This is a genomic window from Streptomyces sp. NPDC020489 (assembly GCF_044386545.1).
In the GTDB taxonomy this organism is placed as follows: Bacteria; Actinomycetota; Actinomycetes; order Streptomycetales; family Streptomycetaceae; genus Streptomyces.
This window is the reverse complement of sequence record NZ_JBIRUZ010000008.1, coordinates 359,970-372,967: the sequence shown is the minus strand read 5'-3', so window position 1 is coordinate 372,967 and position 12,998 is coordinate 359,970. Positions and strand designations below refer to the sequence as shown.

At 71.5% G+C, this 12,998-nt stretch carries 9 protein-coding genes; 4 read left to right on the top strand and 5 right to left on the bottom strand.

Annotation, left to right across the window (positions count from 1 at the left end):
* Window positions 1–497: 497 nt before the first annotated feature.
* On the bottom strand, window positions 498–1,175 hold the full coding sequence (locus ACH41F_RS23930; RefSeq protein WP_398837431.1) for an Rv3235 family protein: 678 nt from the start codon (window positions 1,173–1,175) through the stop codon (window positions 498–500).
* 322 nt (window positions 1,176–1,497) lie between these two features.
* Between ACH41F_RS23930 and ACH41F_RS23925 the strand changes: the two genes are divergently transcribed.
* Window positions 1,498–2,013 carry a DUF6912 family protein gene (locus tag ACH41F_RS23925; RefSeq protein ID WP_391236365.1) on the top strand — a complete coding sequence of 172 codons (516 nt, stop codon included), beginning with the start codon at window positions 1,498–1,500 and terminating at the stop codon, window positions 2,011–2,013.
* A 75-nt stretch (window positions 2,014–2,088) separates the two neighbouring features.
* Complete coding sequence (locus tag ACH41F_RS23920; protein WP_391236362.1) at window positions 2,089–2,754, top strand: HAD family hydrolase; 666 nt, start codon at window positions 2,089–2,091, stop codon at window positions 2,752–2,754.
* Window positions 2,755–2,833: 79 nt separating this feature from the next.
* Here ACH41F_RS23920 and ACH41F_RS23915 read toward each other — a convergent pair whose 3' ends face one another.
* On the bottom strand, window positions 2,834–3,400 hold the full coding sequence (locus ACH41F_RS23915) for a DJ-1/PfpI/YhbO family deglycase/protease (RefSeq protein ID WP_391236359.1): 567 nt from the start codon (window positions 3,398–3,400) through the stop codon (window positions 2,834–2,836).
* Between the two features lie 749 nt (window positions 3,401–4,149).
* On the opposite strand from ACH41F_RS23915, the gene ACH41F_RS23910 reads away from it, so the two are divergent.
* Complete coding sequence (locus tag ACH41F_RS23910; RefSeq protein WP_391236356.1) at window positions 4,150–9,081, top strand: NAD-glutamate dehydrogenase domain-containing protein; 4,932 nt, start codon at window positions 4,150–4,152, stop codon at window positions 9,079–9,081.
* A 102-nt stretch (window positions 9,082–9,183) separates the two neighbouring features.
* On the opposite strand, the gene ACH41F_RS23905 is transcribed toward ACH41F_RS23910, so the two are convergent.
* Entirely contained in the window at window positions 9,184–10,002 is an 819-nt protein-coding gene (locus ACH41F_RS23905; RefSeq protein ID WP_391236353.1) for an ATP-binding cassette domain-containing protein, read from the bottom strand.
* The gene (locus ACH41F_RS23900) at window positions 9,995–10,924 is read right to left on the bottom strand and encodes an ABC transporter permease (RefSeq protein ID WP_391236350.1); all 930 of its coding nucleotides are present in this window, start codon (window positions 10,922–10,924) and stop codon (window positions 9,995–9,997) included. The genes ACH41F_RS23905 and ACH41F_RS23900 overlap by 8 nt, the downstream gene beginning before the upstream one ends.
* 262 nt (window positions 10,925–11,186) lie before the next feature.
* Between ACH41F_RS23900 and ACH41F_RS23895 the strand changes: the two genes are divergently transcribed.
* Entirely contained in the window at window positions 11,187–11,822 is a 636-nt protein-coding gene (locus ACH41F_RS23895; RefSeq protein ID WP_391236347.1) for a TetR/AcrR family transcriptional regulator C-terminal ligand-binding domain-containing protein, read from the top strand.
* A 166-nt stretch (window positions 11,823–11,988) separates the two neighbouring features.
* Here ACH41F_RS23895 and galE read toward each other — a convergent pair whose 3' ends face one another.
* Window positions 11,989–12,969: a UDP-glucose 4-epimerase GalE gene (gene galE, locus ACH41F_RS23890; RefSeq protein ID WP_398837428.1), complete on the bottom strand. Its 981-nt coding sequence runs from the start codon at window positions 12,967–12,969 to the stop codon at window positions 11,989–11,991.
* Between the last annotated feature and the right edge of the window lie 29 nt (window positions 12,970–12,998).

Here is a 12,998-nt window from a genome sequence, read left to right as displayed (position 1 = left end):
GGCTCTCTGAGCCCGTGAGGGGTTCGTCGTGGGGTGCGGGGGGCGCTCGTGAGGGCGAGCGGGCATTCGGGGCGGCTGGCGGGGGGCCGAGCGTGCCTCGGGCGGGGCCAGGAGTGGCTCTATGGGGGCCCGGCTCCTGGTGTCTGTCGTCGTCCGGGGCGGCTGCCGGGGGCGGGGTGTGCCTCGGGTTGGGCCGGTGGCGGCCCTGCGAGGTCTTCCCGGCCCTTGGTCGGCTGTCGTCGTCCGGGGCGGCTGCCGGGGGCGGGGTGTGCCTCGGGCTCGGCCGGTGGCAGTCCTGCGAGGCTTTCCCGGCCCTTGGTTGCAGTCGTTATCCGGGGCGGCTGGTGGGGGGCCGGGTGCGCCTCGGGCTGGGCCGGTGGCGGTCCTGCGAGGCTTTCCTGGCCCCTGGTGGCTCTCGTCGTCCGGGGCGGCTGCCCGGGGGCGGGGTGTGCCTCAGGTGGGGCCAGGCGCGGCTTGGCGGGGCCCGCGCCCGTGGGTCAGTCGTCCCTGCGGTTGTTGCAGGGGGCGCCCAGTTCCACCGCGGTGCAGCGCCAGCGGCGGTCGCGGCCCTGCTCCAGGCGGAAGGCCATGGCGCGGAGTTGGTCGCCGGCGCCGATGCGGGCGAAGGCCTCGACCGCGCCGTCGCGGGGGACGTAATAGCCGATGTCGCGGACCACGGGCCGGGTGCCGCGGGTGCGCAGGGGGCCGCGTTCGGCGAGCTCGGCGAGTTCGTCGTAGGCCTGGCCGACGGTGTGGCGGAGCATCGAGTGGACGGGGCGTTGGCCGCTGAGGACCGCGAGGAGGAGGTCGGCGAAGACGTCGGTGGGGCGGGGCTGGGGGACGGAGACCGGCCTGCGGGGGGTCTGGGCGGGCACGACGGCGGCGTCCGGGCCGGTTGGGTGCGGGGCGTGTGCCGCTGGGCTCGTGGCGCGGGTGGTCGGGCCGGTCCCGGTGGCCCGCGCGGTGGACGTGGGGCCGGCGGCGGGGCGGTTGTCGACGGGCGCCGTACGCCTCCCGGGGCCGGTCGAAGGGCCCGGGCGGGCGCCGTCCGCGGCTGTGCGGGTCGTGCCGCCGCTCGGGGTGCGGGGCGGGGTGGTGCCCGGGCGACGGGAGTCGCGGCGGCTCGGCGGGCGGGTGCCGGGACGCTGCTGTGCCCTGGTCATGACCTTGTTCATGGGGTCCCCGTTTCAGCGGGCCCGGATGTGTACCGGGCAGTAACTTCCGTGGTTGAGGATCTTGTACGGGGTCGCGGGCGGCGGCGGCAAGGAAGCGGCGGCCCGCGTCGGTCGGCCGGATTCTTCACTTATCCGAGTGAGCGCGGGCGCCGGAAGCCCATGACGGCGGGGCGGCACCGGGTGAGTTCCCGGACGGGGGTTGACGCCTCCCGGGGCTCGGGCAGGGACTCGAAAGGGGACGCCCGCACGTATCCTGAAGGCCGTCACCGAGGCCCTCGCGGAGCGTTCCGACCCCGCCCTCCGACCACGAAAGCGGCAGCCCATGCGTGTCTACGTCCCCCTGACCCTCTCCGGTCTCGCCGAGGCGTACAAGACGGGCGAGCTGGGCCCCGGACCGCTCCTCGCCTACGCCGTGACGCCCGCGTTGCGCGAGTGGTACCTCTCCGACGACATCGAGGAGCTGGAGTACGCGGCGCTGAACCGGGCCGCGTTCGCCTCCCTGCGGCTGTTGGCGGCGGACCCCGGGGCGGTACGGCGCCGGGTCGTGGTCGCCGTCGACGTGCCCGACGGCACGGCCCATGCCGACCCCGACCGCGGGCTCGACCCGGCGGCGCTCGGCGAGGTCAAGGTCGCGGGCGCCGTGGCGCTGGCCAAGGCGGCGGCCGTCCATGTCGACGCCGGTGACGCGGAGGCGGACGTCACCGCCGCCGCGCAGGCACTGCCGGCGGCGGACGGCGGGGACGACGACGCGCAGTTCGTCGTGGACGGGGCCGAGGACCACGAGCTGCTCTGGTACGCCACGCAGGAGATCCCGAACCTGGTCGGGCTGGGGGACTGAGGGAAGCGTCCCTGCCTGGAGGTGGGGCGGCTGCGGGCCCCTTGATTGTCAGTGGCGGCGGGTACCTTCTTGGGCATGGGGAAGCAAGCGGGCGCGCACATCGTCTGGGACTGGAACGGCACCCTGTTCCACGACAATGACGCGATCATCGGGGCGACCAACGCCGCATTCGCCGAGCTGGGGCTCGAGCCGATCACGATGGAGCGGTACCGGGCGCTGTACTGCGTGCCGGTGCCGAAGTTCTACGAGCGGCTGATGGGGCGGCTGCCGACCGACGCCGAGTGGGCGATCATGGACGAGACCTTCCACCGGTACTACACCGAGCACCGGGTCCGGTGCCAACTGACGGCCGGAGCGGTGGAGTTGCTCGCGGGGTGGCGGTCGGCGGGGCGCAGCCAGTCGATCCTCAGCATGTACGGGCACGACGACCTCGTCCCGCTGGTCCGCGGGTTCGGGATCGAGGCGCACTTCCTCCGTGTCGACGGGCGGACCGGGCCCTCCGGGGGCAGCAAGGCCGAGCACATGACGCGGCATCTCTCCGCGCTGGCCGGGGTGGATCCGGCGCGGACGGTGGTGATCGGGGACGCGGCGGACGACGCGGTGGCGGCGCGGTACGTGGGGGCGCAGGCGGTGCTGTACACGGGGGGTTCGCACGGTCGGGCCAGCCTGGAGACGGCGGGGGTGCCCGTCGTGGACACGCTGGCGGAGGCTGTGGTGGAGGCGGAGCGGTTGGCGGCGTAGGGCGAGGGCCCGCCCGTGAGGTGAGGTGGGGTGCTGGAGCGAGGACCGCAACGGCACCCCAGCCCCTACGGCATCCCCCTCACGTCACCGGCGCCTTGGCCCGCAGGATCGTCAGGAACTCGCGCATCCAGCGGGAGTGGTCCGGCCAGGCCCGTGCGGAGACGAGGGTGCCGTCGACGACCGTCTCGGCGTCCTGGAAGGCGGCGCCGGCGGCCTGCATGTCGAGCTCCAGGGCCGGGTACGCCGTGACGCGGCGGCCGCGGAGGCCGTCGATCGCGGCGGTGAGCAGGGGGCCGTGGCAGATCTGGGCCACCGGTTTGTCCGCGTCGAAGAAGGACTTGAGGATCTTGCGGAGCTCGGGGTCGTTGCGCAGGTACTCGGGGGCGCGGCCGCCGGGGATGACCAGGGCGGCGTACTGGCCGGGGTCGACCTCGGCGAAGGCCAGGTCGGCGGGCCAGGTGTAGCCGGGCTTCTCGGTGTAGGTGTCGAAGCCGGGTTCGAAGTCGTGGACGACGAACCGGAGCTGCTTCCGGGCGGGGGCCGCGATATGGACGTCGTAGCCTTCCTCGCGGAGGCGCTGGTAGGGGTACAGGACCTCCAGTGACTCCGCCGCGTCGCCGGTGACGATCAGGATTTTGGCTGTCATGTCGGCAACGTGCCTCCGAAGCGGGGCCTTGCCAAGGGGCGCGGTCGCGATTGGTTCGCGGGGGACGCGCCCACGGCCGCCAGAACCGACGGCTCCGAGCCGCCCCGCGCCCGTGCCTACGGTCCCGAAATCCCCCTCCGTGCCCGTGGCCTCGGGCCGATGCCCCCCGAGCCGCCCCGCGCCCCCGCGCCCACGGCCCCCGAACCGACCCGCGCCCCCGCCCCCCCCGTGCCCGTAGTCCGCCCGGGCCGATGCCCCCGACGGACCACCCCCCGTACCCCACCCCCCAACCGACCCGTACCCCCGCCCCCCACCAAGCGCCCCTGTGCAGAACGTCAAAGTTCGACCCCCGGTTTTGTACACATACGGCTCATGACGGGCCCCCTGTAAGGAGCGATAGCCTGGTGGCGTGATCAGCGCGATAGTTCGCGGGGGCATCGTCGCTCCTGCCCTGCGCCCGGAGAGCACGGACGACATCCGTGACCGGGCGGCAGTCGCTGGTCTTCGCGGGCGGGGCGGGGGTATACGGACCCCCGGGGCGCCGCACATCTCTCCGGAAGCGGCGTCGTGGAGAGCGGCGTCACATCCGTCAGGCGTGTCGAGAATGGCTGATAACCCCCCGCTCATCTCCCCTTGCGGCATAGCGTCGGAGCAGACCGGACACCCCGCGTCGCGGCGTCACGTCGTAAGGGAAGCGACCGTTTTTCCTTCAACGTCACGCAATGGCGCGCGACAGGAGCCAGAGGACAATGCAGACCAAGCTGGACGAAGCCAAGGCCGAGCTGCTCGAGAGGGCCGCCCGGGTAGCTGAGAACAGCCCGGTCGGGGGGCACCTACCGACCGGGACGACGGACGAGAGCACCCCGGACCGGGAGACCGTGCTCGCGTTCCTCCAGCGCTACTACCTGCACACCGCCCCGGAGGACCTCGCCGATCGCGACCCGGTCGACGTCTTCGGAGCCGCGTACTCGCACTACCGGCTGGCCGAGAACCGGCCACAGGGAACGGCCAATGTGCGGGTGCTCACGCCCACCGTCGAGGAGAACGGCTGGGCCTGCACGCATTCGATCGTCGAGGTCGTCACCGACGACATGCCCTTCCTCGTCGACTCGGTCACCAACGAGCTGACCCGGCAGGGGCGCGGCATCCATGTCGTCATCCACCCGCAGGTCGTCGTCCGTCGGGACGTCACCGGCAAGCTCGTCGAGGCGCTCCCGCAGCGGCCCAGCGGAGAGCTGCCGCACGACGCGTACATCGAGTCCTGGATCCACGTCGAGATCGACCGGGAGACCGACCGCGGGGACCTGAAGCAGATCACCGCCGATCTGCTGCGTGTCCTTTCGGACGTCCGCGAGACCGTCGAGGACTGGGAGAAGATGCGGGACGCGGCGCTGCGGATGGCCGACGAGCTGCCCGCCGAGCCCATCGCCTCCGATCTGCGCGAGCAGGAGATCGAGGAGGCCCGCGAGCTGCTGCGCTGGCTGGCCGCCGACCACTTCACCTTCCTCGGGTACCGCGAGTACCAGCTGCGCGAGGACGACTCCCTCGCCGCCGTGCCGGGCACCGGTCTCGGCATCCTGCGCTCCGACCCGCATCACGCCGAGGACGAGAGCCACCCCGTCAGCCCCTCCTTCGAGCGGCTGCCCGCCGACGCCCGCGCGAAGGCGCGCGAGCACAAGCTCCTGGTGCTGACCAAGGCCAACAGCCGGGCGACCGTGCACCGGCCGTCGTACCTCGACTACATCGGGGTGAAGAAGTTCGACGCCGAGGGCAACGTCGTCGGTGAGCGCCGGTTCCTGGGCCTGTTCTCCTCGGCCGCCTACACCGAGTCCGTCCGCCGGGTCCCCGTGATCCGCCGCAAGGTCGACGAGGTGCTCCAGCGCGCCGGGTTCTCGCCCAACAGCCACGACGGGCGCGACCTGCTCCAGATTCTGGAGACCTACCCGCGCGACGAGCTGTTCCAGACCCCGGTCGACGAGCTCCAGGCCATCGTCACCTCCGTCCTCTACCTCCAGGAGCGGCGGCGGCTGCGGCTCTACCTGCGCCAGGACGAGTACGGGCGCTACTACTCCGCCCTCGTCTACCTCCCGCGCGACCGCTACACCACCGGCGTCCGGCTGCGGATCATCGACATCCTCAAGGAGGAACTCGGCGGTATCAGCGTCGACTTCACCGCCTGGAACACCGAGTCGATCCTGTCCCGGCTGCACTTCGTGGTCCGGGTCCCGCAGGGCACCGAGCTGCCGGAGCTGTCCGACCTCGACAAGGAGCGCATCGAGGCGCGGCTGGTGGAGGCCGCCCGCTCCTGGGCCGACGGCTTCACCGAGGCCCTCAACGCCGAACTCGGCGAGGAGCGCGCCGCCGAGCTGCTGCGCCGGTACGGCAACGCCTTCCCCGAGGGCTACAAGGCCGACCACACGCCGCGCTCCGCGGTCGCCGACCTGGTGCACCTGGAGAAGCTCACCGAGGAGAACGACTTCGCGCTGAGCCTGTACGAGCCGGTCGGCGCCGCCCCCGAGGAGCGCCGCTTCAAGATCTACCGCAAGGGTGCCGCGATCACCCTGTCCGCCGTGCTGCCGGTCCTCAACCGGCTCGGCGTCGAGGTGATGGACGAGCGGCCCTACGAGCTGCGCTGCTCGGACCGCAGCATCGCGTGGATCTACGACTTCGGGCTGCGCATGCCCCGGTCGCAGAACGGCGCCGGGGACTACCTCGGCGACGACGGCCGCGAGCGCTTCCAGGAGGCCTTCGCCGCGACCTGGACGGGCCTGGCGGAGAACGACGGCTTCAACGCCCTCGTGCTCAGCGCCGGGCTGAACTGGCGTCAGGCGATGGTGCTGCGGGCGTACGCCAAGTACCTGCGGCAGGCGGGCTCCACCTTCTCGCAGGACTACATGGAGGACACCCTCCGCAACAACGTCCACACCACCCGGCTGCTCGTCTCCCTGTTCGAGGCGCGGATGTCGCCGGACCGGCAGCGCGCCGGGCACGAGATCGTGGACGCCCTCCTCGAAGAGCTGGACGCCGCCCTCGACCAGGTGGCCTCCCTCGACGAGGACCGGATCCTCAGGTCCTTCCTGACCGTCATCAAGGCGACCCTGCGCACCAACTTCTTCCAGGAGGCGCAGGGCGGCAAGCCGCACGAGTACGTCTCCATGAAGTTCGACCCGCAGGCCATCCCGGACCTGCCGGCGCCGCGTCCGGCGTACGAGATCTGGGTGTACTCGCCGCGCGTCGAGGGTGTGCACCTGCGTTTCGGCAAGGTCGCGCGTGGCGGTCTGCGCTGGTCCGACCGGCGCGAGGACTTCCGTACGGAGATCCTCGGCCTGGTCAAGGCGCAGATGGTGAAGAACACCGTCATCGTGCCGGTCGGCGCCAAGGGCGGCTTCGTCGCCAAGCAGCTGCCCGACCCGGGCGTGGACCGGGACGCGTGGCTGACCGAGGGCATCGCCAGCTACAAGACGTTCATCTCGGCGCTGCTCGACATCACCGACAACATGGTGGCCGGCGAGGTCGTGCCCCCGGCGGACGTGGTCCGCCACGACGAGGACGACACCTACCTGGTCGTCGCCGCCGACAAGGGCACCGCGACCTTCTCCGACATCGCCAACGGGGTCGCCGAGCAGTACAACTTCTGGCTGGGCGACGCCTTCGCCTCCGGTGGCTCGGCGGGCTACGACCACAAGGGCATGGGCATCACCGCGCGCGGCGCCTGGGAGTCCGTCAAGCGGCACTTCCGGGAGCTCGGTGTCGACACCCAGAGCGAGGACTTCACGGTCGTCGGCATCGGTGACATGTCCGGTGACGTGTTCGGCAACGGCATGCTGCTCAGCGAGCACATCCGCCTGGTCGCGGCCTTCGACCACCGGCACATCTTCATCGACCCGAACCCGGACGCGGCCACCTCCTACGCCGAGCGCCGCCGCGTCTTCGAGCTGCCGCGCTCCAGCTGGGCCGACTACAACGCCGAGCTCATCTCGGCGGGCGGCGGCGTGTTCCCGCGCAGCGCCAAGGCCATCCCGGTCAACGCGCACATCCGCGAGGCCCTCGGCATCGACGGCAAGGTCGCCAAGATGACCCCGGCCGACCTGATGAAGGCCATCCTTCAGGCGCCGGTGGACCTGCTGTGGAACGGCGGCATCGGCACGTACGTCAAGGCCTCCACCGAGACCCACGCCGACGTCGGAGACAAGGCCAACGACCCGATCCGGGTGGACGGCGCCGACCTCAGGGTCAAGGTCGTCGGCGAGGGCGGCAACCTGGGGCTCACCCAGCTCGGCCGGATCGAGTTCGCGCTGCACGGCGGCAAGATCAACACCGATGCCATCGACAACAGCGCGGGCGTGGACACCTCCGACCACGAGGTGAACATCAAGATCCTGCTCAACGGCCTGGTCACGGACGGCGACATGACCGTCAAGCAGCGCAACAAGCAGCTCGCCGAGATGACCGACGAGGTCGGCCGGCTGGTCCTGCGCAACAACTACGCGCAGAACACGGCCATCGCCAACGCGCTCGCCCAGTCCAAGGACATGCTCCACGCCCAGCAGCGCTACCTGCGCCACCTGGTGCGCGCGGGCTTGCTGGACCGGGCGCTGGAGTTCCTGCCCACGGACCGCCAGATCCGCGAACGCCTGGGCGCCGCACAGGGCCTGACCGGCCCGGAGACGGCCGTCCTGCTGGCGTACACGAAGATCACGGTCTCCGACGAGCTGCTGCACACCTCGCTCCCGGACGACCCCTACCTGCGCGGGCTGCTGCACGCGTACTTCCCGAGCGCGCTGCGCGAGAAGTTCGCCGAGCACATCGACAACCACCCGCTGCGCCGCGAGATCATCACGACCGTGCTGGTCAACGACACGGTCAACACCGGCGGTACGACGTATCTGCACCGGCTGCGCGAGGAGACCGGCGCCTCCCTGGAGGAGATCGTGCGGGCGCAGACCGCGGCGCGCGCGATCTTCCGCTCGGCCATGGTGTGGGACGGCGTGGAGGCGCTCGACAACCAGGTCCAGGCCGACGTCCAGACCCGGATCCGGCTGCACTCGCGCCGGCTCGTCGAACGCGGCACGCGCTGGCTGCTCAACAACCGGCCGCAGCCGCTGCAACTCGCCGAGACCGTCGAGTTCTTCGCCGAGCGCGTCGAGCAGGTCTGGTCGCAGCTGCCGAAGCTGCTCCGGGGCGCGGACCTGGAGTGGTACCAGCAGATCTACGACGAGCTGTCCGGCGCGGGGGTCCCCGACGAGGTGGCCACGCGCGTGGCCGGTTTCTCGTCCGCCTTCCCGACGCTGGACATCGTCTCGGTGGCGGACCGCATGGGCCGGGACCCGATGGACGTCGCCGAGGTCTACTACGACCTCGCCGACCGCCTCCACATCACCCAGCTCATGGACCGCATCATCGAGCTGCCCCGCGCCGACCGCTGGCAGTCCATGGCCCGCGCCTCGATCCGTGAGGACCTCTACGCGGCCCACGCGGCGCTGACCGCGGACGTCCTCGCGGTGGGCAACGGCACCTCGACCCCCGAGCAGCGCTTCAAGGCGTGGGAGGAGAAGAACGCCGCGATCCTGGGCCGGGCGCGCACCACCCTGGAGGAGATCCAGGGCTCGGAGACCTTCGACCTCGCCAACCTCTCGGTGGCGATGCGGACGATGCGCACCCTGCTGCGGACGCATTCGTAGCGGATACGACGAGAAGGGCGCCCCGGGCCGTGACGGCTCGGGGCGCCCTTCTCGTCTGTCGGCCGGGGGTGTTCCCGCCCGAGGGCCGGTGGCGGCGAGGGTCTAGACGGCGGCCTTCGGCTTGGGCTTCGGCTTGGTCGTCTTGTCGCCGGTGAAGGCCTCGTACTCCTTCAGGACGTCCTCGGTGGGCCCGTCCATGCGCAGCTCGCCGCGCTCCAGCCACAGCACCCGGTCACAGGTGTCGCGGATGGACTTGTTGTTGTGGCTGACCAGGAACACCGTGCCCGCGTGCTTGCGCAGTTCGCGGATACGGGCCTCGGAGCGCTTCTGGAAGGAGCGGTCACCGGTGGCGAGGGCCTCGTCGATGAGGAGGACGTCGTGGTCCTTGGCGGCGGCGATGGAGAAGCGCAGCCGGGCGCCCATGCCGGAGGAGTACGTCCGCATGGGCAGGGTGATGAAGTCGCCCTTCTCGTTGATGCCGGAGAAGTCGACGATCTCCTGGTAGCGCTCCTTGATCTGCTCGCGGGACATGCCCATCGCGAGGCCGCCGAGGTAGACGTTGCGCTCGCCGGTCAGGTCGCCCATCAGGGCCGCGTTGACGCCGAGGAGGGAGGGCTGGCCGTCGGTGTAGATGGCGCCGCTCTCCACCGGCAGCAGTCCGGCGACCGCCTTGAGCAGGGTCGACTTGCCGGAGCCGTTGGTGCCGATGAGGCCGATCGCCTCGCCCTTGTAGGCGACGAAGGACACCTTCTTCACGGCGTGCACCTTGCGGACGCCGGAGGCCTTCTCGGTCTGCTTGCGGCGCAGGATGCGGTTGAGGGCGGCGGTCGCCGAACCGCGGCCCGCGCCGGTGCCGTTGACGCGGTAGACGATGTCGACGTCGTCGGCGATGACGGTGGGGGTGGTCTCGTTCTCAGCCACGGCCGTAGGTCTCCTCAGCCTTCCAGAAGTAGATGAAGCCGCCGACTCCGGCGAGCAGCGCCCAGCCCGCCGCGATCGCCCACACGTGGTGCGGCAGCTGGCTGGAGTGGAAGCTGTCGATCAGGGCGTAGCGCATCAGGTCGATGTAGACGGCCGCCGGGTTGGCCTGGAGCACCGGGCCGACCCAGGACGGCAGGTCGTTGTGCTTGCTGAGCAGGTGGTCGATGCTCCACATCACGCCGGAGACGTACATCCACGTGCGCAGCACGAACGGCATCAGCTGGGCGATGTCGGGGGTCTTGGCGCCGAGCCGGGCCATGGCCATCGAGACGCCGGCGTTGAAGGTGAACTGAAGGATCAGCGCCGGGATCGCCAGCAGCCAGGACGCCGAGACGGGGACGCCGAAGCAGAGCAGGATCACGACCAGGGCGGCCATCGAGAACAGCAGCTGCTGGAGCTGCTGGAGGCAGAAGGAGATCGGCAGCGCGGCCCGCGGGAAGTGCAGGGCGCGGACCAGTCCGAGGTTGCCGGAGATGGCGCGGGTGCCCGCGAGGATCGAGCTCTGGGTGAAGGTCCAGATGAACACGCCCGTGACCAGGAACGGGATGTAGTCCGGCACGCCCTTCTTGGTGCCCAGCAGCACGCCGAAGATGAAGAAGTACACCGCCGCGTTCAGCAGCGGGTTCATCACCTGCCAGATCTGGCCGAGCTTCGCCTGGCTGTACTGGGCGGTGAGCTTGGCGGTGGAGAACGCGGTGATGAAGTGGCGCCGGGCCCACAGCTGCCGGACGTACTCGGTCAGGGTGGGTCGGGCACCGCTGACCGAGAGGCCGTGGCGGGCGGCGAGGGCCGCGAGGTCACCTTCGGCGGGCGCGGGGACGGACGCCGCCGTCGGGGGCGGTGTGTGGAGGACCTGGCTCACATCCGCTGCTTTCACTCGGGGGGTGGGGTGGTGCGGGGGTGGTGCGTCGGGACCGCGTGCGGCCGGCTGCCCGTTTCTCCGGCGTTTCCTTACGCTTCTCTTCACGTTCTCTTACGTCGGGACGGGACCGTATCGTCGCAACGTGAGCGTAGGCCGAGTCGGCGTCGGAACGCAACCGTTTCGTCGTGACGGTTCGGTCGGGACGGGTCCGTTTCGTCGTCACGTTCCGCGTGGGGACGGGACCGTATCGTCGTAACGCCCTATGCTGGTCCGCATGACGAACGCCGACGAGCCGCAGCCCCGTCCGCGCCGCCGGGCCCCCGCCGGAGCCGCCGTGCTCCGGGAGGATGTGACGGACGCCATCCGGGCGGCGGTCTTCGAGGAGCTCGCGACGGTCGGATACGCCCGGATGTCCATCGAGGGGATCGCGCGCCGGGCCGGTGTCGGCAAGACCGCGGTCTATCGGCGCTGGCCCTCCAAGCTGCACCTGGTCCTCGACGTGGTGTCGGCCCTCGCCGTGCAGGGGCTGCCGGCGCCCGACACCGGCGCGCTGGAGAGCGACCTGCGGCTGCTGTACGAGGTGACCTCCCGTGCGCTGCGCCACCCCGTGGCCTCGCAGATCCTGCCGGACCTCCAGGCCGAGGCGGCCCGTAACCCCGAGATCGCCGAGGCGGTGCAGAAGGCGCTGCGGGACGGGCAGGAGGAGGTCGCCAGCAAGATCATCGTGGCGGCGGAGCAACGCGGGGAGGTCCGCGCGGGCCTCGACGACGAACTGGCCCTCGATCTGATCTCCGGACCGCTGTACTGGCGGTCCGTGGTGATCCGGAGCCCGAAGCTGCCCCGGGGCTACCTGGACGCGCTCGCGCGGGCGACGGCGGCGGCGATCAAGGCGCTGTAGCCGGGCTCGGCCCGATGCTCGCGGCGCGGGCGCACGGGGGCTGGAACAGCGGGTGGGAAGCCGGACGCCGGTCGTGGGGGGTGCTCCGGCCGGGGCCCGCTGGTGTCACCGCGGCGAGAGTGCGTGCCCGGCGTCGCGCGGCAGAGGCCGCTTTCGCGGCAGGCCCTCAGTGGCGTGCCGCCTCCGGATGCAGGTGTACCCAGCCGTCCCAGGCCGAGGTGATCATGTCCTGGACGTCGTGGCGGGACTTCCAGCCGAGTTCGCTGGTGATGCGGTCGGCGCAGGCGACGACGCGGGCGGGGTCGCCGGGGCGGCGGGGGGTGACCGTCGGGGGACGGTCGTGGCCGGTCACGGCGTTGATGCGGTCGATCATCTCGCGGACCGACACGCCCTCGCCGCGGCCGATGTTGAGGGTGAGGTCGCGGCCGGGGGAGGCGTGCAGGGCGCGGGCCGTGGCCACATGGGCCTCGGCCAGGTCGACCACGTGGATGTAGTCGCGGACGCAGGTGCCGTCGGGGGTGGCGTAGTCGTCGCCGAAGATGCGCGGGGGCGCGTTCTGCGTGAGCTTCTCGAAGACCATGGGGATCAGGTTGGAGACCCCGGTGTCCGCGAGGTCGGGGCTCGCCGCGCCGGCCACGTTGAAGTAGCGCAGCGACGCCGTGGCCAGGCCGGTCGCGCGGCCCGTCGCGCGGACCAGCCACTCCCCGGCCAGCTTCGTCTCGCCGTACGGCGACATCGGCGCGCACGGCGTGTCCTCCGTGACCAGCTCCACGTCCGGCATGCCGTACACCGCCGCCGAGGAGGAGAGGACGAAGGACGCGACGCCCGCCCGGGTCACCTGCTCCAGCAGGACGCGCAGGCCCTCGACGTTCTCCCGGTAGTAGTGCAGCGGCAGGTCCACCGACTCGCCCACCTGCTTCTTCGCCGCCAGGTGCACGACCCCGGTGACGGCGTGGTCCGCCAGGGCCCGCGCCACCCGCTCGCCGTCCAGGGTGGAGCCCACCACCAGCGGCACACCGGCCGGCACGCGCTCGGCGATGCCCGTCGACAGGTCGTCGTAGACCACGGCGGTCTCGCCCGCCTCGGTCATCGCCCGTACGACGTGCGCCCCGATGTAGCCGGCGCCGCCGGTGATCAGCCAGGTCATGTGCGGCCGTCCCCTCGTCAGTCCGGCTA